This window comes from Phocaeicola vulgatus ATCC 8482 (genome assembly GCF_000012825.1).
Classification (GTDB): Bacteria; Bacteroidota; Bacteroidia; order Bacteroidales; family Bacteroidaceae; genus Phocaeicola; species Phocaeicola vulgatus.
This window is the reverse complement of record NC_009614.1, coordinates 2648166-2673304: the sequence shown is the minus strand read 5'-3', so window position 1 is coordinate 2673304 and position 25139 is coordinate 2648166. Positions and strand designations below refer to the sequence as shown.

The following is a 25139-nucleotide window of genomic DNA, read 5'->3' as shown; positions in this document are numbered from 1 at the left end:
GATTATGGAATTAGATTTAAAACCCATCGAACTTCCGGGAATTGAAAAGAAACGCCCGATGATTATCGCCGGCCCATGTAGTGCCGAAACCGAAGAACAAGTAATGGATACCGCCACTATGCTGGCCAATAAAGGCATTAAGATTTTCCGTGCCGGCATCTGGAAACCGCGTACCAAACCGGGAGGTTTCGAAGGCATCGGTGTAGATGGCCTGGCATGGCTGAAACGTGTGAAACAGGAAACCGGTATGTATGTTGCCACCGAAGTAGCTACTGCCAAACACGTTTACGAATGTTTAAAGGCAGGTATTGATGTGCTTTGGATTGGCGCACGCACCACTGCCAATCCGTTTGCCGTGCAGGAAATTGCCGATGCACTGAAAGGTGTGGATATTCCTATATTGATTAAAAACCCTGTCAACCCTGACCTTGAATTGTGGATTGGAGCTTTCGAGCGCATCAACAATGCAGGTTTGAAGCAACTGGGTGCTATCCATCGCGGATTCTCTTCTTATGATAAAAAGATTTACCGTAACCTACCCCAATGGCATATCCCTATCGAATTGCGCCGCCGCATTCCCGAACTGCCTATTTTCTGTGACCCCAGCCATATCGGTGGCAAGCGCGAGTTGGTAGCTCCCCTCTGCCAGCAGGCGATGGACTTAGGTTTTGACGGCTTAATCGTAGAATCACACTGCAATCCCGACTGTGCATGGAGCGATGCCGCCCAACAAGTCACTCCCGATGTGCTGGACTACATCCTGAATCTGCTGGTCATCCGCAAAGAAACCCAAACAACTGAAAACCTGGGTGAACTGCGTAACCAAATCGATGATTGCGACAATGAGATTATCGAAGTATTGGCAAAACGTATGCGTGTCTGCCGTGAAATCGGTACATTCAAGAAAGAACATGATATGACCATTCTACAGACAGGTCGTTACAATGAGATTCTGGACAAGCGTGGTGCACAAGGTTCATTGTGCGGCATGGATTCAGAATTCATTAAAAAAGTATTCGAAGCCATTCACGAAGAAAGCGTAAGGCAACAAATGGAAATCATAAATAAGTAAACCGATGAGAATATTAATTTTAGGAGCCGGTAAAATGGGCTCCTTCTTTACCGATGTATTGAGCTTCCAGCACGAAACCGCTGTATTTGATGTAGACCCGAAACGCCTTCGTTTCGTTTACAATACCTACCGATATACCACACTCGAAGAGATTGAAGAATTCAAACCCGAACTGGTTATCAATGCGGCAACCGTGAAATATACGCTGGATGCTTTTCACCAAGTATTGCCCGCTCTCCCCAAGGATTGCATCATCAGCGATATTGCCTCGGTAAAGACCGGACTGAAAGAGTTTTATGACCAATGCGGATTCCGTTATGTATCTACCCACCCCATGTTCGGTCCCACATTTGCCAACCTTGACAAACTGAGCACCGAAAATGCCATCATCATCAGCGAAGGCGACCATCTGGGTAAAATCTTCTTCAAGGACTTATACCAAAACCTTGGTCTGAACATCTTTGAATATACCTTTGAAGAGCACGATGAGACAGTGGCCTATTCGCTGTCCATCCCTTTTGTCTCCACTTTCGTTTTTGCGGCAGTGATGAAGCATCAGGACGCTCCCGGTACTACTTTCAAACGCCACATGAAGATAGCCAAAGGAGTATTGAACGAAGACGACTACCTGTTGCAGGAAATTTTATTCAATCCCCGCACCCCTGCACAGGTAGAAGGTATCCGTACAGAATTAAATGAGCTGTTGGATATCATCAACAAGAAAGATGCTGCGGGGATGCGTGCCTATCTTAGCAAGATTCGAGAAAAGATTAAATAGGGATATTCAGTAAATGTCTCTAAAAAATAAGATGGCATATGAAGATGATAGGGCATGACCATTTCATATGCCATTCTTATTGTCATTTTTCCGTGCTTTCTCACATACTTCTATCCGACAGGACATGACGTTCCGGAAGAAGTCTGATGACCTCTTCTGATTCTGTGAGTAAAATCATATCATGCTGCTTTAGCTGTTTTGTTTCTGATTTTTTCTATCATCAGTATGGCATTTGCCGTATGTATTCCAAAGAAAATCCACAGTATTTCCGTCTTCCTGTTTCTGGCCTTTATCCTTGAGAGCGAGTAATGTTGCTTTTGAGTGCCGAAGCTTCCTTCAAGCCGTGTTGCCCTTTCTTTTGAGAGTTCGCTTCTAAGCACCTTCCTCAAAGGCTCATCTTTGGCCGCCCTTCCCTTGCGCACAAAGGATGTGGATATCCCATATTTTGTACAGAACTTTCTGTTGGCATTATTGGCATATATGGAATCGGCAGCCACACATCTTACCCTTACATTCATAAGCTTCTGCTGCATACGGATACAGTCCTTCAAGCGTATACCCTCATTGAATGCCTTGAACGAGAGGTGTTCGATGAACGATATGCCGTCTATCTGTATATTATTGACCTTTGCACCGAACTCGACGGACTTGGTTTCCTTGCCTCTGACGATGGGACGTACATAATGACGGTCAATGCTGACGATGCGGTCACTGACTTTCCGCCCTTCAAACATTTCCTTTTCTTGTACAAGCACCTTTCTGATGATGGAAAGACGCTTATGATAATCCTGGGTATATCGGAGTAAAGCACCGTACTCGCTATGGATCCCATCCCTTTGACTGAGGAGCTTTTCAAGAAGCTTGATCATACGGCGCTTAAGCATTCTTGTCCTTGAAGCTCTCCTCTTTCTTTTCTTGCAGTAGGACAGATAGGATTCCGCCACATTCCTGTATTTGTTGCGCGGACGCCTTATGCCCAACTCCCTGCAATGCCGGCATATATGCCTGTAGAGCCATTCGAGGCTTTCCCAAAGGAGTTTCATGTCCGTAGGAAAACGCATGTGGCTTTCATAGCATGTGGCATCGGTCATGCAGACGTGAAGGTTATCAAGATAAGGTTTCCAGTGTGAAGCCAGGAGCTCCTGGAAAGAATCAATGTCAAGGCGGGATGCTATCTCATTACGGATGGCACTGACTATCTTGAAGTTGGTTATGGGAAGGGACGGGGGAATCATAATTCCACAGAAAATCTGGTAGTGTATGTTCCCGTTCAGATGTTCCACCAGTTGCCTGTCGGAGAATCCGGTGTATGCCTTCAGGACCATAAGGGCGATCTTTGCGGAAGGACTGAATCTGTTCCTGCGTCCCAGGCGCCGGTCCGACAGGCCGGCGGCTTTTGCCATACATTCAAACGGAAAGACCGAATGAAGCTTGCCAAGCTCACTCTCATTAAAACTCTTGCGGTATTTTTCCAGAATATCAAATTCTGTAAAACCCAAAGTAGGGTGAATTTCTGAAATATTCACTATCTTTGCCATATCTTATTAGTTTGGATATTTCCCCCGTTTTGGCCGTCAAATCTTATTTTCGGGGGAATACCTAAAGATACAAAAAAGCCAACTAATTCGCAATACTTTGTGTATGAATTAGTTGGCTGATTTTGTAATATTTAATGAATGTCCCTAAATAACGCATCAGTATAACATAGAAGAGGATGTCAAAGCTTCAACAAGACTTTTGGCATCCTCTTTTTTATTTTATCCATAAAGATGGCTTATCAACATACGACACAACAGCCACACCATCAGATGCTCTGCCGCATAACACACCAGACAGGATTGGGTGCCGGACCGAAATGAATCTCCCTCAACGGTGCATCACACGCAGGGCATTGCAACGGCAAACGTTTCTTTATTTCTCCCATATCATTTCAGTTTTTTCACAAATGTACTGACAGAAGCTATCAAAGTACTGTTCACCGGCAGAGAAGGATTCCCGTAAGTAAGCATCTGCTGCTGTACGGCCTTTGATTCACAATCTTTCAGCACATGGTTCATCTTATCAATCAAAAGCAGTTCGGCAGCCGGGCAACCCTTTTTCAGAAGTTCGGCATCCTCCACCGATACCTGAATATCATTTTTACCCTGAACGATGAGGACCGGCACTTTGACGGAAGCAATCACCGTCCGGGGATTATACTTGAACCAGGAAATCAAATAAGGCTGGACAGAAGCCCGATACAATGATTGCAGATAAGCCGGCACGTCACTCACTTCCTTGCCGTTTTTCAAGGACCCGTTAATGGATGCCACCTCCTTCCGCACCGCTTCCGGATTCTGTTGAGCAGCCACTTGCGCCTCTATAATCTCGTAGGCAGGACGCCCCGCACCGGCAACCGAGATATAGCCTTTCACCTTCGGCCGGTTCTGACAGGCCAGCATTCCAATCAGCGCCCCTTCGCTATGTCCTGCCACCGTGATTGTCGTAAAACGTTTCTCTTTCGCCAGGTAATCAATCCAGCCCGTCACATCATTCACATAATCTTCAAAACGAAGTTTCGCTTCCTCCTTACCTGCCGACGCACTGGTTCCTATCCCCCGCTTGTCAAAGCGCAAGGAAGCGATGCCGTTTGCCGCCAAGCCTTCCGCCAGAAACTTCAACGAATTATTCCTCAAATTGCCAATGGCTGAATTACCATCCATATCCGTAGGTCCGGAGCCGGCTATAATAAGCACCACCGGACAGGTTTTCACCCCACCGGGCAAAAGCAGTTTTCCTTTGATTTGTCCTTCCTTGGTGTTCAGCACCACATTTTCTTCCAAAGGAAGCACTTGTGCCCGACAACAAAGACCGCACAGGAAAAATAAACCGGCTAAAATAAAATTCAAGTGTTTCATCTATTACGTATTTTAAGATTATCCATTTAACAAATATAGTGATTGTATTGAATAAAGCGAATCAATATTTGAATGTTGTTAAGCATCAGTTTTATTTTATTCAATACTATTCTATTTTATCTTCAACATGGATAGAATCAAGTCGTTTTGTCACTAAAAAAAGAACCGTTATACACGCCTACTTTTGCTGGGAGAAAATAAATCTGTAACTAATTAAAAAAAGGATTTTTTATCATTTTCCTTTTCTTATTCATCCAAACAAACTATCTTTGCCATGTTTTGTTCCGCGTACCTCCGACTGATGCGAGGAAGCGGATGAAAAGGGAATCAGGTGCAAGTCCTGAACAGTCCCGCTGCTGTAAGCTCCATCTACCTCTATAAGGGGATAGGTTTACTTATCCACTCACGCCACTGCCTGTATATATAATAAGGTGGGAAGGCAAGTAAACAGGAGTAAGTCAGAAGACCTGCAAAACGTAAAGTCATCGACCGTCGCTTTCGAGGAAAGAGCAGCGGTAAGAATGCGGTATTTATTCATTAATATGTTTTTTTAAATGAAAGGAAATAACCAGGCTTATAAGCTATGGCTTTGTCTGCTTTGCAGCTTTCTCCTATTGCCGCTTGAAATACAGGCACAGGAGAAAGGAGATTCCATCACCGGAAAAGTGCATAAAATAGATGAAGTTACGGTTACGGCAAGACGTCCGCCTGCCAAAGTAACAACCGGCAGCCCTGTACAACTTATCAACAAGGAAGATATAAAGAACTTGGGGTTACAGAATATGGCAGATGCCGTAAGGCGTTTTGCCGGAACCAACGTCCGTGATTACGGAGGCATAGGCGGTCTGAAGACCGTTTCCATCCGCAATTTAGGAGCTGCACACACAGCAGTCAGCTACGATGGAGTAGTCGTCAGCAACAGTCAGGCAGGACAAATCGATATCGGGCGTTTCTCCCTCGACAATGTATCCTCTCTTTCATTGGCAATCGGACAAGATGAGAATCTGCTGCAACCGGCCCGTCTGTATGCTTCGGCAGGAGTACTCAGCATTGAAACGGAGAAACCCGTCTTCGAAAATGGGAAATCCTCCCTGTCACAAATACAAATCCGGGGAGGAGCCTTTGGCTACATAGCCCCATCCATACGCAGATGGCAGAAGCTGGGAGAACACACCGGTCTGTCAGTCGATGCTTCCTTTATACGTGCCGACGGTAATTATCCCTTCACATTGGAAAACGGAAAATACATCACTCAAGAGAAAAGAAACAATTCGGATATTCATACATGGCAGGGAGAGGCGAATCTGTTTCATACTTTCCATGACGAAAGTACACTGGATGTGAAAGCCTATTATTTTTATTCCGAACGCGGACTGCCCGGTGCTGTCATTCTATACAACCCGAAGGCAGAAGAACGTTTGTGGGACGAGAATTTCTTCACCCAAGCCCGTTATAAGAAAACCTTCTCCCCCAAATGGACTTTGCAGGCGCAAGCCAAGTTCAACCATTCTTGGAACAAATACGAAGATACAGACGTGAAGTATGAAAACGGAAAGCAGACCGACATCAACCGTCAGGACGAATATTATCTGTCCGCCGCCGTGCTTTATCAGCCCGTCAAAGGTCTGGAATTATCGCTCGCGCAGGATGGATTCATCAATACCCTTCACACCAATATCAACGACAGCCCCAACCCGGTGAGATATTCCTCGCTCACAGCCCTCAATGCACGTTACCAATGGGGACGTATCAAGCTATCGGGCACATTGGTGGGGACTTTCATTACGGAAGAAGTAAAAGCAGGGAATACTCCCGACGACCGGAAACGCCTGTCGCCCACCCTGTCCGTTTCCATTCAGCCATGGAAAGAAGAACAATTATACGTCCGCGCAATGTATAAGAATACGTTCCGCGTACCTACCTTCAATGACCTTTATTATCTACGCATAGGAAATACCTCCTTACGCCCGGAAAAGGCACGCGAATACAATATAGGTGTCACTTGGAACGGCAAGCCGTTTTCGTTTACCGATTTCCTTTCTATCACTCTTGACGGATATTATAATGAAGTAACCGATAAAATAGTCGCCTTTCCCAGTACTTATGTATGGAAAATGCAGAATTACGGCACGGTACATATCACCGGCCTTGATGCGACAATGGCTACTTCCATACCTGTCTGCCCTAACATAAACGTAGGATTAAGCGGCAATTATTCCTGGCAAAAAGCCATAGATATGACAAATCCCGATGCCAAGAATTATAAAGACCAGCTGCCCTATACGCCTCAGCATAGCGGCAATGCTTCGACCACCATCGAAACTCCTTGGATTAATGTGGGTTACAGCCTGACAGGGGTCAGCGAACGCTACTATATGGCACAGAATATACCGGTGAATAAGATAGACGGTTATGTAGAACACACAGCCACTTTATGGCGGGAATTTACAATGAAAGGCTGTCACCTCCGCCTTCAGGCAGAAGTTATCAATCTCACTGACAAGCAATATGATGTTATCAAATATTATCCCATGCCCGGACGTTCCTGGCGCATAACGGGAGTATTAAGATTTTAAACAATATAAATGTCTAACTTTTAAAAATTAATTATGAAACTAAGAAGCTTATTTTTTGGAACACTGTGTATGTTAATGCTGGGTGTTTCATTCACCTCATGTAGTGATGATGACGATGACAGCAAAAAAAACGATGAAGGTTCGAAGGTGGAATTGCCTGAAAATCGTGTCTACATTTTGAATGAAGGTTCTTATCAAAAGAACAATGCCGGCATCACATACTATGATCCCGATAAAAGAAACAATGTAATAGATGACATTTTCTATAAGCAAAATGAAGCCAAACTAGGAGATACAGGACAAGATATGATAAAATATAATAATAATATTTATGTATCCATGTATGGCTCTAAATATGTATGCAAACTGAATGAAGCTTGTGTAGAACAAGCGCGTTATAGCTTTACAGACGAGCAAGGACAGCCTCGCTATATGGCTGCTGAAGACGGAAAACTTTACGTTACTTTAAGCAGTGGTAATGTAGCCCGTTTGGATGCTAACACATTAACTTTTGAAAAGATGGTAGCTGTAGGACAAAATCCCGAGCATATTATTGAAGAAGATGGCAAACTATATCTGGTAAACTCCGGTTTCGGATATGACAATCGTTTGTCTATCATTGATATCAAGACTTTTGATACAGCAGAGCATGTGGAAATTTTCCAGAATCCGGATAGGATACTAGAAGCTAATGACAAAATTTTCATCCAAGGATATGGTGGTCCGTACCCTGATTATGACTATACTGTAGCAATCTATGACAAAGAAAACAAAACCTACAAAAAAATTGGACCGGGCACATTAATGGCTGAATATAATGATGTGGTATATGTTATCTATTCAGAAACAGACTATAATACAAATACATCCAACCATACATTATATTCTTATAATGCTAAAACCAACAAAAAAGAAGAAACTAGTTTTTTACAAATGCCAGAAGAACTCAAGACTCGTATCTTTTATATGTTGAGTATCAATCCTGAAAATGGAGATTTTTATGTCGGTACTACCGATTATAATACTAACGGAGATATATATCGTTTCAAGAAAGACGGTACTTTTATTGAAAAATTCGAGAGCGGTGGTGTAAGTCCTAGAGCAGCCGTATTTATTGACTAACCAATGAAACAATTTTCTCTCTTTATTCACCTGATGCTTTCAGTCTTGCTTTTTTCCTCCTGCGGCGGAAGAAGCAAGACTGCTTCTGTAATAGAAGCAGAAAAAGCAATCCCTTTGCGTTATGCAGAAAACCTCAATCTGTCTGCAACCGAAGACTATACCATTGCCCGTCTGCGCAATCCATGGGATACGACCCGGATACTGCATACCTATGTCTTGGTTGACAAAGAAAAGTCCCTGCCTGCCGACTTGCCGGAAGGGACACTTGTCCGCACGCCATTGAGCAAGGCCGTTGTTTACTCATCCGTACATTGCGGATTGCTCAACCAGATTGGTGCTTTGAAAAGTATTGGAGGAGTCTGCGATTTGAAGTATATCAAACTGCAAGAAGTGCAGGATGGCTGCCGCACAGGAAGCATCGCCGATGTAGGGAATGGAATGAACCCGGATATAGAAAAGATAATCGACCTGCACCCCGATGCCATTATGCTCTCCCCTTTCGAGAACAGTGGCGGATACGGACGGGTGGAAAAACTCAACATCCCCATTATCGAATGTGCAGACTACATGGAAACTTCGGCATTGGGACGTGCCGAATGGATGCGCTTCTACGGCCTTCTGTTCGGTGAGGCACAAAAAGCGGACAGTTTGTTTGCCGAGGTGGAAAAAAACTATAATGAGCTGAAAGCATTGGTTGCTCCCCTTTCATCTGCACCGAGCGTTATCAGCGAACTGAAAAACGGTTCGGCTTGGTATGTTCCGGGAGGTAAAAGCACCTCTGCACGCATCTATGCGGATGCCGGAGCCAATTATGTGTTTGCCGATGACGAGCATAGCGGTTCTGTTCCCCTAGCCTTCGAAACCGTGTTTGACAAAGGTCAGAATGCAGATTTCTGGCTCATCAAATATAATCAGGCCATTGACAAGACTTATAAGGAATTGGAGCAGGACTATGCTCCATACACCGGTTTCCGTGCATTCAAGGAACGCAACATTTATGGATGCAACACAGGGAAGGTAGACTTTTACGAAGATTCCCCTTTCCATCCCGACCGATTACTGAAAGATTTGATAAAAATATTCCATCCTACGCTTTTAGAAGGGTATGAATTAAAATATTTCACTAAATTAGCGGAGTAAATCACCGTAGGGTTATGTCAAAACGTGGATAATGCTGCCCCTACAGCTGACGATAGGATAGGCCGGGTTAGTTTTGACACACTCCCTACAGTGGGCGTACCCCCAAACAGTATCAATGAATAACAAAGGAACAAAATACGGTATCATACTGCTCCTTCTCATCCTTGCATTGACAGGAGCCAACCTGTTGTTCGGTTCGGTAAACATCCCTGCCGATGCGGTGTGGCATATCCTTACAGGCAATGAAGTAGAAAAGGCGAGTTGGAGTTTCATAGTCTGGGAATCCCGTCTGCCGCAAGCCATTACCGCCCTCCTTTGCGGAATGGCACTCGCAGCATCGGGACTGATGTTGCAAACCACATTCAATAACCCTTTGGCCGACCCTTCCATACTGGGAATCAGTTCGGGAGCCAGTTTGGGAGTTGCCTTGGTCATGCTGGCAGGCGCAGGTACGATTACTGCCGGAGTATTCACTTTATCCGGATTCCTGTCCGTCATTATCGGAGCATTCATAGGCTCCATGCTGGTGATGGGAATCATCCTGTTCTTCTCCACTTTGATAAAAAACAGCATCATGCTGCTCATTATAGGTATCATGATAGGGTATATCACTTCATCTGCCATCTCCCTGCTCAACTTTTTCTCCACGGCAGAAGGGGTGCATTCCTACATGATTTGGGGAATGGGAAACTTTGGAGGAGTATCTTTGCAGCAGCTTCCCTTTTTCTCCTTGGTCACAATGGCGGGACTGCTGATTACCATACTGCTGATAAAGCCTCTGAATGCCCTGCTGCTGGGAACACGCTATGCCGAAAACCTGGGAATCAACATCCGCCGTACACGTAACCTGCTGCTTGTCGCCACCGGATTACTGACAGCGACGACTACCGCTTTCTGCGGCCCGATTTCCTTTATCGGACTGGCTGTGCCGCACATTGCCCGCCTCATGCTGGGAACCTCCAACCATAACTCTCTGCTACCTGTCACCATGCTGACGGGAGGAGCCATTGCCCTGCTCTGCAACTTCATCTGCATTCTGCCGGGCGAGGCAGGTATCATTCCACTGAATGCCGTCACTCCGGTCATCGGTGCGCCCATTATTATTTATGTCATTGTGAACCAACGTAAAATCCAGTACTTCAACTGATGGAAAAGCAAGCTGTCATCACCGCCACAGACCTGTGCATAGGTTATCGTACCCACAAAGGAGAAAAGAAAGTGCACGAACACCTTTCTTTCGGACTCTATCCGGGAGAACTGACCAGTCTGCTTGGAGCAAACGGGGCCGGAAAATCGACTTTGCTCCGCACCCTGTCCGCTTCGCAACCTTCACTGGCAGGAGATTTGCAATTGCTGGGCAAGCCTTTGCAGCAGTATTCGGAAAAGGAACGTTCGCGCACCATCGGCGTGGTCCTGACAGACAAGACACAAGCCGGAGGGCTGACCGTGTATGAACTGGTAGCTTTGGGACGCCAGCCGCATACAGGTTTCTTCGGACGGCTCCATCCCAAAGACCATCTCATTATCAAAGAGGCATTGGATGCCGTAGGCATTGCCCACAAAGCCGAAAGCTACACCGCCGAACTTTCGGACGGAGAACGGCAAAAGGTAATGATAGCCAAAGCATTGGTTCAGGAATGTCCGCTTATCATCTTGGATGAGCCGACCGCTTTTCTGGACGTGGTGAGCCGCATTGAAATCATGACTTTGCTGCATCAATTGGCGGTGGAGCAAAACAAGGCCATCCTGCTATCCACCCATGACATAGAACAAGCCCTGGTACTGTCGGACAAGCTTTGGCTGCTGTCCAAAGAAACAGGACTGCAATGCGGAGTGACGGAAGATATGATTCTGAACCATCGGATGGACACGCTGTTCTCACACAGTAATATCCGGTTCGATTATGATCATGGCATCTACTATCCAACCGTGAATGGAAAGCAGGAAATAACGGTGGAAGCGACAGACGAAACCTTATTGCACTGGACTATCAACGCACTGAACCGTCACGGATATACTTGTCTGCAAACCCAAAACGTTCCTGCCGGTCTGCCCCATCTACAAGTCATCGCTCCCGATACCTTGTACCTCACCTGGGGCGGGAAACAACGGACATTCACTTCGTTCGGGAAGTTGCTGGAAGAAATAAAATAAAGACACGCATCAACCATTCCGGACCACGCGCAGTATCTCTCTGTAAATCAACAATATAATGTGAAAAAATATTCTAAATTCCCCTGAAACGGTTTTCCATTCTCCGCTATCAAATTCGGCTTGACGTATATCGGTTGTTCTAATTCCTGTGCCATAGTTGCGGTTACTTCCTTGCAGGAGAGCGTCATAAGGCTTATTTTTGCCCATCTGCATTTGTTGCTTCACCCAAGTGAAGAGGCGATTTCACTTAGATGAACAGCCGTTTTCGCCTAAGTGAAACAGTTGCTTCACCCAAGTGAAATATCAAATGAAACGGAGTGAAAATGAAACGGAGTGAAAGATACGGTAGGAACAAACTTTGTTACATACGTAACAGGATTCGATAGCCGGAAGCATACCGATTGAAGGAGGTTTGAGATTCTTTTACACAGAAAGTAACTAGTAATGAGCACGTTGCTGTGACGGAACTTTTTTGTTCTTTATGTAAACAAGCCCAAAGTAACTATTCAATCCGCCCCTACGGTGAACCATTGGATAGTTACTTTGGACTTTTGCCCCTCTCTTTTCTTATCAGATATCTATTTCTAAAAGCTATTCTTTCATCAAATAGCCTTTGAAACTTTCAAAGTCTTTTTCCATCGGAACACTTTGTTTGGTTCCTTTCATAAACGCTTGCAGTTTGGCGGGAATCTCCACTTTGTCGCCAATGATGCCTTCCACAGTTTCCAGGAATTTAGCCGGATGTGCCGTTTCCAGGAAAATACCCGTTTCGCTGGGGGACAATCCTTCGGATAAAGCACGATAACCGCAGGCTCCATGCGGATCGAGCAAGTAACCGGTTTCCCGATATACCTCACCCACCGTTTCACGAATCTGTTCATCCGCATAAGTCGCACCAGAGATATCCGCTGTTATGGCAGCATGACTGTTACCGTACAATGCCAGTACACGGGCAAAATTACTTGGATCTCCCACATCCATTGCATTGGCAATAGTAGCTATGGAAGGACGAGGATTGTATTTTCCGGTCTGTAAGTATTGGTAGAAAATATCATTCCGGTTATTGGCTGCAATAAAACGCTTGACAGGCAAGCCCATGCGTTTACCAAATAGTCCGGCGGTGATATTACCAAAGTTTCCGCTAGGTACGCACACTACCAGATGATCCGCTTTTCCTTCTTTCTTTAACTGTGCGTAGGCATAGAAGTAATAAAATGCCTGTGGCAGGAAACGAGCCACATTGATGGAGTTGGCAGAAGTCAACTTCATGTGCGCATTCAAATCAGCATCCATAAACGCATTCTTAACCAATGCCTGACAGTCATCAAAAGTACCGTCCACTTCTAACGCTGTGATATTCCGCCCCAGAGTAGTGAACTGCTTTTCCTGAATTTCACTGACTTTTCCTTTCGGATAAAGCACATACACATGAATACCTTCCACTCCGAGGAAGCCATTGGCTACAGCACTACCGGTATCCCCCGAAGTCGCAACCAGTACATTCACCTGCTTTTGCCCTTCTTTTTTAATGAAGTAGCCCAACAAACGGGCCATGAAACGTCCACCTACATCTTTAAATGCCAATGTAGGACCATGAAACAGTTCCAAAGAGTAAATATTATCCTTTACCTTTACGGCAGGAACATCAAAACTCAATGTATCATAAACGATCTGCTTCAGTGTTTCAGCAGGAACATCCTCACCGAAGAAAGCATCGGCCACGCGATAAGCAATTTCCTGAAACGACAGATTCTCAATCTGATCATAAAACTCTTGCGGCAATGGCTTGATGGCCTCGGGCATATACAAACCTTTGTCAGAAGCCAGCCCCTTCACTACAGCTTCTTCCAGAGAAGCATCGGAAGCCTGGTGATTCGTACTGTAATATTTCATAGTAAACAATTTTTCAATGCGTCAATGTGCTAATGTGCCAAGGGCTTTGCATGGAGGGTTGCCATTGGGGCAAATTAGCAAACTGCCACATTATTTTTTCATAAATTCATTCATAAACTCATCTTCTTTCAATATTCCATAACTGCCTTCCACACATGCCACTTCATCAAAGGTCTGCACACAGTCCGGTTCTATACCGGGATAATAGATAAGGAAAGGCACAGGTTCGGCTGTATGGGTACGGAGTTCGCAAGGCGTAGGATGATCCGGAAGCACGGCGATAGCCACAGGCTCATCCCAATCCTTCACTGCTTCATAAACAGGTCCTACAACACGTTTGTCCAGATTTTCAATAGTAAACTGCTTCAACTTAAAATCTCCTTCGTGACCGGCCTCATCACTGGCCTCAATATGCAGATACACAAAGTCGTCCGTCTTCAATGCTTCCAATGCCGCAGCTACCTTATTCTCATAATTCGTATTATATAAACCGGTAGCCCCCTCTACAGCAATACGGCGTAATCCTGCATAATGTCCTATGCCATTGATTAAGTCCACCGCTGAAATAACAGCCCCTTTCTTTATGGCCGGATACTTCCCGGAGAGAGGTTCCATCTGCGGGCGATACCCCGGACTCCAAGGCCAGATACTATTAGCAGGATCTTTGCCTTCGGCTATACGTTTTTGATTAACCGGATGATCTGCCAACAATTCCTGGGAAGCCAGGATAAGATTATTTATCAATCCGGCTGTTTCCTGCGCCTCCGGTACTTCCGCCTTCACCATGAGCGGACGGAAAGGCTGCAAAGGCACATCATGGGGCGGGGTGCAGTCCAATTGTTTATTTCCCCCTTTTATCACCAACAAATGGCGATATTGTACACCGGTATAGAAATGAATCCGGTCAGAACCCAATTTTTCTTCCAAATATCTAACCAGCACATCAGCTTCTTCGGTAGTGATATGTCCGGCGGAGTGATTTTTTATCTTCTCATCTTCGATGCAGATAATGTTACAACGCATAGCCATATCGCCCGGTTGCAACTCCACCCCGATGCTTGCTGCTTCCAACGGCCCACGGCCTTCGTACACCTTCGGTAAATTATAGCCCATAACAGACATATTCGCCACTTCACTACCCGGATGAAATCCGGGAGCAACTGTAACCAACCTCCCGGTACGTCCCATAGCGGCCAACTTATCCATATAAGGTGTACTGGAGTATTGCAGCAATGTTTTGTTTCCCAGTGATTCGGCAGGCCAGTCGGCCATACCGTCGCCTAAAATAATAATATGTTTCATAAGCCTAAATATTAGCGATGCTCATGATATCGGCAAATACTCCGGCGGCAGTCACACTGGCACCGGCCCCATATCCTTGTATCATCATCGGATACTCTTTATATCGCTCGGTTGTAAGCAGAATAATGTTGTTGCTGCCTTCCAGACCATAGAATGGATGTTTGCTGTCCACTTCCTGCAAAGACACACTGCCTTTCCCATCTTCCAGTTTGGCTACAAAACGCCAGCGTTTGTTTTCATCCTCCAGCTTTTGACGGCGTGATTCAAAATCCGCATCCAGGGAAGGTACTTTCTTCCAGAACTCCTCCAACGGGCCTTCAAAGAAATCATTCGGTACAAAAAGATGTTTTTCCACATCTTCCTGTTCCAATTTATATCCGGCTTCACGAGCCAGAATAACCAGTTTACGAATCACATCCTTGCCACTCAGGTCAATACGCGGATCGGGTTCCGAGTAGCGCTCTTCCTGTGCCATTTTGATGGTCTTGCTGAAAGGAATGTCCGCGCTGATTTTGTTAAAGATGTAATTCAGCGTACCGCTCAATACCGCCTCTATTTTCAATATCTTGTCTCCGCTGTTTATCAAGTCATTGATTGTGTTGATAATGGGTAGCCCTGCACCTACATTGGTTTCAAACAAGAATTTTACACCGCGACGGCGGGCTATTTGTTTCAGTTCGCTATAAACGGAGTATTCGGAAGAAGCGGCAATTTTGTTGGCCGCTACCACCGAAATATTATTCATCAGAAAATCTTTATATAAGGATGCAACTTCTGCACTGGCTGTACAATCCACAAACACAGAGTTGAATATATTCATACCTATAATCTCGTCATGCAACACCTGGGTGGACGAAGGCATTCCTTTCTCTGCCAACTCTTCCTTATAATGTGACAAGTCTACGCCTGCACGGGTAAACAACGCATGATGTCCATCGGCTATACCTACCACTTTCAGCTTCAAACCGCGTTCCTGCATCAACTTTTGTTGCTGACAACGGATTTGCTCTATCAAACTGCCTCCTACCGTACCTGTACCGCAGATAAAAAGGTTCAGCACCTGATATTCGGACAGGAAGAACGAATCATGAATCACATTCAATGATTTGCGCAGTGACTTGGATTCTACCACGAAAGAGATATTGGTTTCCGAAGCACCTTGCGCACAAGCAATCACACTAATGCCGTTACGGCCTAAAGTCCCGAACAGCTTACCGGCGATGCCCGGTGTATGTTTCATGTTCTCACCGACAATGGCAATGGTAGCCAAATTCATTTCGGCAACAACCGGACTGATTTCCCCCATTTCTATTTCTTTGGAGAATTCCTCATTCAGCACTTCACAAGCCAGCGCCGCATCTTGATTACGCACACCGATAGAAGTACTGTTCTCGGAAGATGCCTGCGATACCATAAACACGCTGATGCCGTTTTGTGCCAATGCTTTAAAAATCCGGAAATTCACTCCGATCACTCCCACCATTCCCAGACCGGTAACCGTAATCAAACTCGTATCATTGATGGATGAGATACCTTTAATGGCTTTAGAACCGGAATTCACTTCCTGCTTTATGATAGTTCCCTCGCCTTGAGGATTGAATGTATTCTTAATCAGAATAGGAATATTCTTATGACATACCGGATAAATAGTCGGCGGATAAACCACCTTCGCTCCAAAGTTACAAAGCTCCATCGCTTCCACATAGCTCAACTCATTAATGGTATAGGCCGTACTGATTACACGCGGGTCTGCCGTCATGAAACCATCCACATCCGTCCATATTTCCAAGCTATCCGCATTCAGTGCCGCAGCTATGACAGAAGCGGTATAATCTGAACCGCCACGTCCCAAATTGGTCACTTCACCACTGTTCTTATCAGTAGAGATAAATCCGGGAACCAATGCCACTTCCGGTAATTTCTGGAAAGTTTCTTTAACCAAGCGAGTGGTCAGTTCGGAATCCAGAATATGTTTGGCATGTTTTTTTTCAGTCTTAATGAAGTTGCGGGAGTCATACCATACAGCCCCCTTTATCAACGAAGCTACAATAATAGACGACAAGCGCTCACCATAACTTACAATAGTAGCCGACGTTTTAGACGACAAGTCCTTTATCAGATAAATTCCCTGAAAAATATCCTTCAGTTCACTCAACAATTCATTGACCTTATCCAATAAAACAGTACGCTCATTACCTGCCGGAATTACGGTATATACCATTTCAATGTGACGATTCACAATTTCACGGTATTCTTTCTCGTATGCGGAATCCCCATTGGCAGCCATCTGCGAAGTATTGATTAACTTGTCAGTTATACCGCCCAATGCCGACACAACTACAATTACGGGCTCTTCAACTGCCTCTACTATCTGTTTGACGCTTAAAATGCTGTTCACGGAACCTACGGATGTCCCGCCGAATTTCATAACTTTCATGCAATTATCTATTTTTATTCCAGCTTCTTTTGCCATTCTGTCCTCCGAGCCATTTCAAGTCCGGTAAAGAATCTACTTTCGTTTCACCCAGCATGACAACGAAAAGAAACTGTATCTGTTTACACTAAAAAAATAAAATTAAAAGCTTGTTTTGCTTACGTCCGTAAGCGTGTATCACGTAGAAACACATATACTATCCTTAACCCCGAGGGGTCATTGTTGTGGATGTGGACATTGTAGTTGTCATGTGCCCCATCCCTAATGTGGTGGTTGTATGGAGATAGTATATCGTCATTTTATTATTGTTCTTCTTCTGTTTTTTATTTGAACGATGCAAATATAAAAACAATTTCCTACAATCTATCACAATTTCCCATTTTTTTGCGATAAAATATAAGAATGGTTTTTATTAAAGCAGAAATAAGACAAAACTTTTTTATCCTGCCCATGTTGATATGCAGAACTATTTCCTTACCTTTGTACAAATTCAGCCTCAAGTTGCGCTGTTTTAATTATCCCGTAAGAATATGGCAAAGGAAAAGACTGTATATGTATGCACCAACTGTGGGCAGGATTCACCCAAATGGGTAGGGAAATGTCCGTCTTGCGGTGCATGGAACACATACGTAGAAGAAATTATACGCAAGGAACCTGCAAACAAAAGACCGGTATCCGGCCTGGAATCCGTAAAAAGCAAGCCTGTCACACTGAATGACATTACCGGAGGGGACGAACCTCGAATTGATATGCACGACGAAGAACTGAACCGGGTATTGGGAGGCGGTTTAGTACCGGGATCACTCGTTCTACTGGGCGGTGAACCGGGGATAGGCAAATCCACTTTGGTGCTGCAAACCGTACTTCATCTGCCTGACAAAAAAGTATTGTATATATCGGGAGAAGAGAGTGCCCGGCAATTAAAACTGCGTGCAGACCGTATCCCGCATAATTCTTCCGACTGCCTGATAGTCTGTGAAACTTCGTTGGAGCAGATTTACGTCCATATCAAGAATACACGACCCGATTTAGTGATCATCGACTCTATTCAAACCATCTCAACCGAAACGATAGACTCTTCTCCCGGCAGTTTGGTACAGGTACGTGAATGTTCCGCTTCTATTTTAAAATTTGCCAAAGAAACAAATACGCCGGTCATTCTGATCGGCCATATCAATAAAGAAGGAAGCATTGCCGGCCCCAAGGTACTGGAACATATTGTAGACACCGTATTGCAATTTGAAGGTGACCAACATTATATGTACCGCATTCTCCGCAGCATCAAGAACCGTTTCGGAAGCACCGCCGAACTGGGCATTTATGAAATGCGCCAAAACGGTTTGCGCCAAGTGAGCAACCCGTCCGAACTGTTGCTTAGCCAAGACCATGACGGGATGAGCGGGGTTGCTATCGCCTCTGCCATAGAAGGAGTCCGCCCTTTCTTGATTGAAACACAGGCTTTAGTCAGTTCGGCAGTATATGGGAATCCGCAACGTTCTGCCACCGGATTTGATTTACGACGTATGAACATGCTTCTGGCAGTACTTGAAAAACGGGTAGGATTCAAACTGGCACAAAAAGATGTCTTTTTGAATATCGCAGGTGGATTGAAAGTGAATGATCCGGCCATCGACCTGTCTGTCATCAGTGCCATTCTATCCAGCAATATGGATACGGAAATAGAACGTGACACCTGCATGGCGGGTGAAGTAGGACTGAGTGGTGAGATCCGACCTGTAAACCGTATTGAGCAACGCATCGGAGAAGCAGAGAAATTAGGTTTCAAACAAATTCTTATACCGAAACATAATTTGCAAGGAATGGATACATCAAAATTAAAGATAGAAATCATTCCGGTAAGGAAGGTAGAAGAAGCGTTCCGAGCTTTGTTTGGATGAGATAAATAAGAGAAAACTTAATTTGAATAATGATATAAAATGACAAAAGAACAATCATACCCCCCGACCTGCATAGACTGCGGCACACAGAACTGCAAGTTCAAAGAGCGCACTTACCCTGAATTTTGTCTGACTACCCATTTGGAACAAGAAGATTTGGAATGGGCGTTGAAACAATATAACGACAACAACAAGATAATGGCAGCCAGTGCCGAAGTGGAATATGAAGGTTACTGCCGATTAACCCGTGTGGAAGAAATCATGACTTTCGCACGCAAGATGGGATATAAAAAACTAGGAATTGCCTATTGTATCGGACTGGTGAATGAAGCCCGTATTTTTGCCCGCATCCTCCGTGCTAACGGCTTTGAGGTATATTCAGTAATCTGCAAAGTAGCCGGAATAGCCAAATCCTCTATCGGAATCCCCAAAGAATGTGAAAAAATCGGTGCGGCAATGTGTAACCCTATCCTACAAGCACGCCTTCTCAACCAAGCATATACAGAGTTGAACGTGGTTATCGGACTATGTGTGGGACATGACAGTTTATTCTACAAGTACTCTAATGCCTATACTACAACTTTAGTGACCAAAGACCGTGTGACAGGACACAACCCTGCCGCCGCACTATATACCGCCAATTCTTATTACCGTAAAAAATTAATGCCGGAAGGCGAACAATCCAAATAAGAACCATGATACAGGAATTTCAAATAAGAGTCTTGCCTGAACAAGCAGCCAACGAACAGTCACTGAAACAGTTCATCGGACATGACAAGGGATTGGATATACGTACCATCCATGCCCTTCGCATCTTAAAAAGGAGCATAGACGCACGTCAACGCACCATCTATGTAAATTTGAAAATACGCCTATATATTAATGAAATGCCACAAGATGAGGAGTTCACCCGTACTATATATAATAAGGTAGATGGGAAACCACAAGTCATTGTCGTGGGAGCAGGACCGGGCGGACTTTTTGCTGCTTTGCGATTAATAGAGTTAGGACTCCGGCCTGTCGTAGTGGAACGAGGTAAGAATGTACGCGATAGAAAAATAGATATCGCCCGTATCAGCCGTGAGCACAAAGTTGCCCCTGAAAGCAACTACAGTTTCGGAGAAGGAGGAGCAGGAGCCTACTCAGACGGCAAACTCTATACCCGAAGCAAAAAGCGAGGGAATGTGAACAAAATTCTGAATGTATTCTGCCAACATGGCGCCAGTACCTCCATCCTGGCAGATGCCCATCCCCACATCGGTACAGACAAGTTGCCGCGTGTGATTGAAAATATGCGGAATACCATCATAGAATGTGGTGGTGAAGTGCATTTCGAAACACGAATGGATTCCCTTATTATAGAAAAAAACAAAATCACAGGTATAGAAACAAATACCGGAAAGACTTTCAAAGGACCTGTTATTCTGGCTACCGGACATTCCGCACGGGATGTGTATCGGTGGTTGTATGACAATGGTATAGAGATGGAAACCAAAGGAATTGCAGTAGGAGTACGTTTGGAACACCCGTCCATGCTGATTGACCAAATACAATATCATAATAAAAACGGACGTGGAAAGTATCTGCCTGCCGCTGAATATAGCTTTGTGACACAAGTAGAAGGACGTGGTGTCTATAGTTTTTGTATGTGTCCGGGAGGATTTGTTGTTCCTGCCGCAAGCGGTCCGCATCAGATTGTAGTAAACGGCATGAGTCCCAGCAACCGCGGCTCCAAATGGAGCAACTCCGGCATGGTGGTAGAAATCAGGCCGGAAGATCTGGCGGAAAATAATCTTTTTACAGAAGAATTAAAAACGAAAAGTGAAGAATTAAAAGCCACTAATAAAAATCATGGTCAATGGACTACCGACCATTGTCCATTAACCATGATGTATTTCCAAGAAGCATTGGAGGCCTCCTGCTGGCAGCAAGGCAATATGCGCCAAACCGCACCTTCACAACGAATGGTGGACTTCACCCGCAAAAAACTAAGCTATGATTTACCCGACAGTTCGTATAGTCCGGGATTAGTTTCCTCTCCCCTGCATTTTTGGATGCCTGCATTCATTACCGACCGTTTGAGCAAAGGTTTCCAACAATTCGGAAAGAGCAGCCATGGCTTCCTGACCAATGAAGCAGTGATGATTGGTGTAGAAACACGCACGTCGGCTCCGGTACGGATCCTGCGAGATAATGAGACACTGCAACATGTCACTGTCAATGGGTTATTTCCTTGTGGAGAAGGAGCAGGTTACGCCGGAGGAATTGTTTCAGCAGGTATCGATGGAGAAAAATGTGCTGAAGCAGCAGCCACTTATTTAGGAGTAATGACAGATTGAACCTATCCGAAAATGATTTACAGCACATATGCGGGCGCATTCAAATGCGCCCCTACAAATAAATGATTGGTGATGTTGCCTAAAAGAAGATTTCTTTGTCTTTATGAATCTGTTTTTTATAAAAGATATGTATCTTTGCACCAAAGAAAACATCATGCATCATCCCGAAATAGCCATAGTAGACCCAAATACCCTCACTTGCCTGGGGTTAAAAAACATTTTGGAAGATATCATTCCAATGGCTACTATCCGTGTATTCCATTCCTTTGGTGAGCTGACGGATGACACACCGGACATGTATGCCCATTATTTTATCTCTGCCCAAATCTATTTTGAACATACTTCCTTCTTTTTACTTCGTAAACCAAAAACAATTGTATTAGCAGGAGGTGACAACCAGCCTCAATTATCCGGTGTTCCCAAACTGAATATCTACCAAGATGAAGGTTCTTTGATAAAAGACATCCATCAATTGCGCCAATATGGACATCAGGCAAGAAAACAAGCAGCAGATAAAGCAATGCACATAGAAAAAACGGAACATGAATTGTCTGTCCGGGAAATAGAAGTATTGATACTTATCACCAAAGGACTTATCAACAAAGAGATAGCCGACAAACTTAATATCAGCCTGACCACCGTTATCTCCCACCGCAAGAACATTACTGAAAAACTGGGCATCAAGTCTGTTTCCGGTCTTACCGTTTATGCTGTGATGAATGGCTACATTGAAGCAGACAGAATATAAAATCCTCATTTATTAGGATTGCACACATATCAGGTTTACCGTTACTTTGCAGCCGGAATCATTCTCCATCATGGATTATACAGAGTGGAATATATAAATTTTCCGCCTGGTAGAAACTTGTAGCAACTCTGGTTATCCGTGATGTATCAAATAAAACCAAACAATAAATATGAGAAAAAACATTTTATTCATTACATCCTGCCTGCTGGCTGCAACAACTTTTGCTGAAGATATCAACACGCTGCCTAAGGACACTACAAAAGTCATTGATATAGAAGAGGTGGTAGTTATCGCTTCACCTAAAGAAACCGGAAAATTAAGGGAACTTCCTACAGCCGTATCTTTACTCTCCCAAAAAGATATGCAAGCAAACCAAATCACCACTTTAAAGAACGTGAGTTCACTGGTACCCAATTTCTTTATGCCCGACTATGGTTCAAGACTCACCTCAGCCATTTACATCCGGGGAATCGGATCGCGTATCAATACTCCTGCGGTAGGTTTGTATGTGGACAATATCCCTTACATTGACAAATCTGCATTTGATTTCAATTTTTATGATATAGAACGTATTGATATTCTTCGCGGTCCACAAGGAACCTTGTACGGACGCAATACCATGGGGGGACTAATCAAGGTACATACCCGCTCTCCATTCTCCTATCAGGGAACAGACGTAAAACTGAGTTATGGAACAAAAAGTAACTACCGCAGTGCTTCATTAACCCACTACCACCGTTGGAGTGACTGTTTCGCTTTCTCCGCCGGTGGTTATTATGAGGGATCAGACGGATTCTTCCGCAATTCGCTCAATGGGAAAAAAGTAGATAATATGGAAGCGGGAGGCGGACGAATACATGCTATCTGGCTGCCTTCAGAAAACTTAAAACTAGACTTCACCATAGGCTATGATTATAATGACGAAGGGGGATACCCTTATTACTATACAGGAGCTATAGACGGATACGACAAAGAGAATGAAAAATATAAAAACTACATAGGGAAGATTTCATACGATCAGGATTGTACTTATCGCCGTGGACTGTTCAATACCGGTTTGAATATTGAATACCAGGCGCAAAAGTTTATCTTAAGCGCTGTTACAGGATTCCAGAATTTAAACGACCGTATGTTTATGGACCAGGATTTCCTGCCTGTCAGCATTTATACCATTGAGCAGAAGCAGCGTCTGAATACCATCAGTGAAGAAATTACTTTTAAAAGCAAAAACAACAAGCGCTGGCAATGGGTTACAGGGGTTAGTGGTTTTTATCAATGGCTACATACCACCGGTCCGGTAAACTTCATGGAGGACGGAGTGACCGATATGATCGAAGGAAACATCAACAATACTTTCAAGAAAATTCATTTAGACGATCCCCGCCGTACCCCTGAAATGAGTCTGGACGTTTTGAACAACCGTATCCGCGTAAGTGGAAGTTTTGACACACCGGTATTCAGCACCGCACTGTACCACCAATCTACATTCAACGACCTGTTTGTGAAAGGCCTTTCAGTAACAGCAGGTTTGCGCTTGGAATATGAAAAAATGTCTATGAATTATTTCTCGGATAGTAATATTGATTTCGATTTCTTTCTTAAAATGGCAATGCCTCCCCTTAATATTCCATTCAGGAATTTGAATGCCGCACCGCTATTGGAAGGAAAAGAAAAAAACGACTATGTACAGCTACTTCCCAAGCTAGCTTTTAAATACGATTTCAGCCCTGCAAACAATATGTATGTAAGCATAACCAGAGGATATCGTTCCGGAGGTTATAACGTACAGATGTTTTCAGAACTGATACAAAGTGACATGCAACAAAAAATGATTGAAGCCATACTAGACAAGGCACCAGAATCTATGGCAGGTATGATAGAAGGAATGATCAAGCAACACATGCCCAACTACGGAAAAGAATTGAACGTACAAGAAACAACTGTCTACAAGCCCGAGTACAGCTGGAATTACGAAGTGGGATCACATCTCAGTTTGTTCAACGGCAAACTGAAGACCGACCTTGCCGCATTCTACATGGATACCCACGACCAACAAATCGCCAAATTTGTCAATAGTGGCTTGGGACGAATGATGGTCAATGCCGGTAGTAGCGAAAGTTATGGAGTAGAGGCCAGCTTTCTGGCATCCATCAACAAAAACCTGAATATGAATGTAAGTTATGGATATACTCATTCCACATTCAAAAAATATGACGGAGGTACTACATCATCAGAAGAGCAAATTGATTATAGCGGCAATTATGTACCATTTGTTCCCCGCCATACCATGAATGCAGGCGCAAATTATAGTTTCTTTTTCGATAAAAGCAATTGGATGCAAAGCCTGACTTTAGGCATGAGCTATACCGGAGCAGGAAAAATTTATTGGACTGAAAAAAACAATGTCTCACAAAGTTTTTACGGAACACTGAACGGGCGCATTTCTTTGCAGACAAAAGCTTTACAGATAGATGTATGGGGACGTAATTTAACCAACAAGGATTATACAACCTTCTATTTTGAAACCATGCATAGAGGATTCGAACAAAAAAGCAGGCCTTTACAACTGGGAGTGGATATACGTTATCACTTCTAACCATTCTTGCAAAAACAGAAAGGGGGGTTCATCACGAACTCCCTTTCTGTTTCCACATTTACCAAATCAAGTTTATTTTTTATTCTGTCACACCAAGAAAAGCAAGAACTTTATTATTGCTGTAAATGATACCCATAGCTTCTAGAACAAACCTATTTGTTTTAGTGTATGTACATAGAGAAAATGCTGT

17 protein-coding genes and 1 riboswitch are annotated in these 25139 nt (G+C 44.2%); of the genes, 12 read left to right on the top strand and 5 right to left on the bottom strand.

Annotation, left to right across the window (positions count from 1 at the left end; translation table 11 throughout):
• The first annotated feature begins 4 nt into the window (after positions 1-4).
• Both BVU_RS10435 and BVU_RS10430 read left to right on the top strand, forming a co-directional pair.
• Positions 5-1072 (top strand): bifunctional 3-deoxy-7-phosphoheptulonate synthase/chorismate mutase type II, encoded by a 1068-nt coding sequence (locus BVU_RS10435; protein WP_005842564.1) that lies wholly within the window; start codon positions 5-7, stop codon positions 1070-1072.
• Positions 1073-1076: 4 nt separating this feature from the next.
• Positions 1077-1850, top strand: a complete 774-nt coding sequence (locus BVU_RS10430; RefSeq protein WP_005842565.1) for a prephenate dehydrogenase — start codon at positions 1077-1079, stop codon at positions 1848-1850.
• 179 nt (positions 1851-2029) lie between these two features.
• On the opposite strand, the gene BVU_RS10425 is transcribed toward BVU_RS10430, so the two are convergent.
• Together BVU_RS10425 and BVU_RS10420 are read right to left on the bottom strand one after the other, a co-directional pair.
• A complete protein-coding gene (locus BVU_RS10425; protein ID WP_008667781.1) occupies positions 2030-3388 on the bottom strand; it encodes a transposase in 1359 nt (452 codons plus the stop codon).
• 387 nt (positions 3389-3775) lie between these two features.
• Positions 3776-4747, bottom strand: coding sequence for an alpha/beta hydrolase (locus BVU_RS10420; RefSeq protein ID WP_011965431.1), 972 nt, complete (start codon positions 4745-4747; stop codon positions 3776-3778).
• A gap of 262 nt (positions 4748-5009) precedes the next feature.
• A riboswitch (cobalamin riboswitch) is annotated at positions 5010-5237 on the top strand.
• A 64-nt stretch (positions 5238-5301) separates the two neighbouring features.
• Here BVU_RS10420 and BVU_RS10415 point away from each other — a divergent pair.
• The 5 genes from BVU_RS10415 (at position 5302) to BVU_RS10395 (ending at position 11739) form a co-directional block, all read left to right on the top strand.
• Entirely contained in the window at positions 5302-7323 is a 2022-nt protein-coding gene (locus BVU_RS10415) for a TonB-dependent receptor plug domain-containing protein (protein ID WP_011965430.1), read from the top strand.
• Positions 7324-7356: 33 nt separating this feature from the next.
• Positions 7357-8445, top strand: a complete 1089-nt coding sequence (locus BVU_RS10410) for a YncE family protein (RefSeq protein WP_011965429.1) — start codon at positions 7357-7359, stop codon at positions 8443-8445.
• A gap of 3 nt (positions 8446-8448) precedes the next feature.
• Positions 8449-9585, top strand: coding sequence for an ABC transporter substrate-binding protein (locus tag BVU_RS10405; RefSeq protein ID WP_011965428.1), 1137 nt, complete (start codon positions 8449-8451; stop codon positions 9583-9585).
• Positions 9586-9700: 115 nt separating this feature from the next.
• On the top strand, positions 9701-10732 hold the full coding sequence (locus BVU_RS10400) for an iron ABC transporter permease (protein ID WP_011965427.1): 1032 nt from the start codon (positions 9701-9703) through the stop codon (positions 10730-10732).
• Positions 10732-11739, top strand: coding sequence for an ABC transporter ATP-binding protein (locus BVU_RS10395; protein ID WP_011965426.1), 1008 nt, complete (start codon positions 10732-10734; stop codon positions 11737-11739). Before BVU_RS10400 ends, BVU_RS10395 begins: the two co-directional genes overlap by 1 nt.
• 591 nt (positions 11740-12330) lie before the next feature.
• On the opposite strand, the gene thrC is transcribed toward BVU_RS10395, so the two are convergent.
• The 3 genes from thrC to thrA form a co-directional block, all read right to left on the bottom strand.
• Positions 12331-13632 (bottom strand): threonine synthase, encoded by a 1302-nt coding sequence (thrC, locus tag BVU_RS10385; RefSeq protein WP_011965425.1) that lies wholly within the window; start codon positions 13630-13632, stop codon positions 12331-12333.
• Positions 13633-13722: 90 nt separating this feature from the next.
• Positions 13723-14934: a cofactor-independent phosphoglycerate mutase gene (locus BVU_RS10380; RefSeq protein WP_005848847.1), complete on the bottom strand. Its 1212-nt coding sequence runs from the start codon at positions 14932-14934 to the stop codon at positions 13723-13725.
• A 4-nt stretch (positions 14935-14938) separates the two neighbouring features.
• Positions 14939-17371, bottom strand: coding sequence for a bifunctional aspartate kinase/homoserine dehydrogenase I (gene thrA, locus BVU_RS10375; protein ID WP_005848849.1), 2433 nt, complete (start codon positions 17369-17371; stop codon positions 14939-14941).
• Positions 17372-17898: 527 nt separating this feature from the next.
• Between thrA and radA the strand changes: the two genes are divergently transcribed.
• From radA to BVU_RS10350, 5 genes are all read left to right on the top strand, one after another.
• On the top strand, positions 17899-19266 hold the full coding sequence (radA, locus tag BVU_RS10370) for a DNA repair protein RadA (protein WP_005842575.1): 1368 nt from the start codon (positions 17899-17901) through the stop codon (positions 19264-19266).
• Between the two features lie 39 nt (positions 19267-19305).
• Complete coding sequence (locus BVU_RS10365; protein WP_011965424.1) at positions 19306-19956, top strand: DUF1847 domain-containing protein; 651 nt, start codon at positions 19306-19308, stop codon at positions 19954-19956.
• A 5-nt stretch (positions 19957-19961) separates the two neighbouring features.
• On the top strand, positions 19962-21605 hold the full coding sequence (locus tag BVU_RS10360; RefSeq protein ID WP_011965423.1) for an NAD(P)/FAD-dependent oxidoreductase: 1644 nt from the start codon (positions 19962-19964) through the stop codon (positions 21603-21605).
• 127 nt (positions 21606-21732) lie between these two features.
• Entirely contained in the window at positions 21733-22353 is a 621-nt protein-coding gene (locus BVU_RS10355; protein WP_005848856.1) for a response regulator transcription factor, read from the top strand.
• A 169-nt stretch (positions 22354-22522) separates the two neighbouring features.
• Complete coding sequence (locus BVU_RS10350) at positions 22523-24949, top strand: TonB-dependent receptor (RefSeq protein ID WP_011965422.1); 2427 nt, start codon at positions 22523-22525, stop codon at positions 24947-24949.
• Positions 24950-25139: the final 190 nt, after the last annotated feature.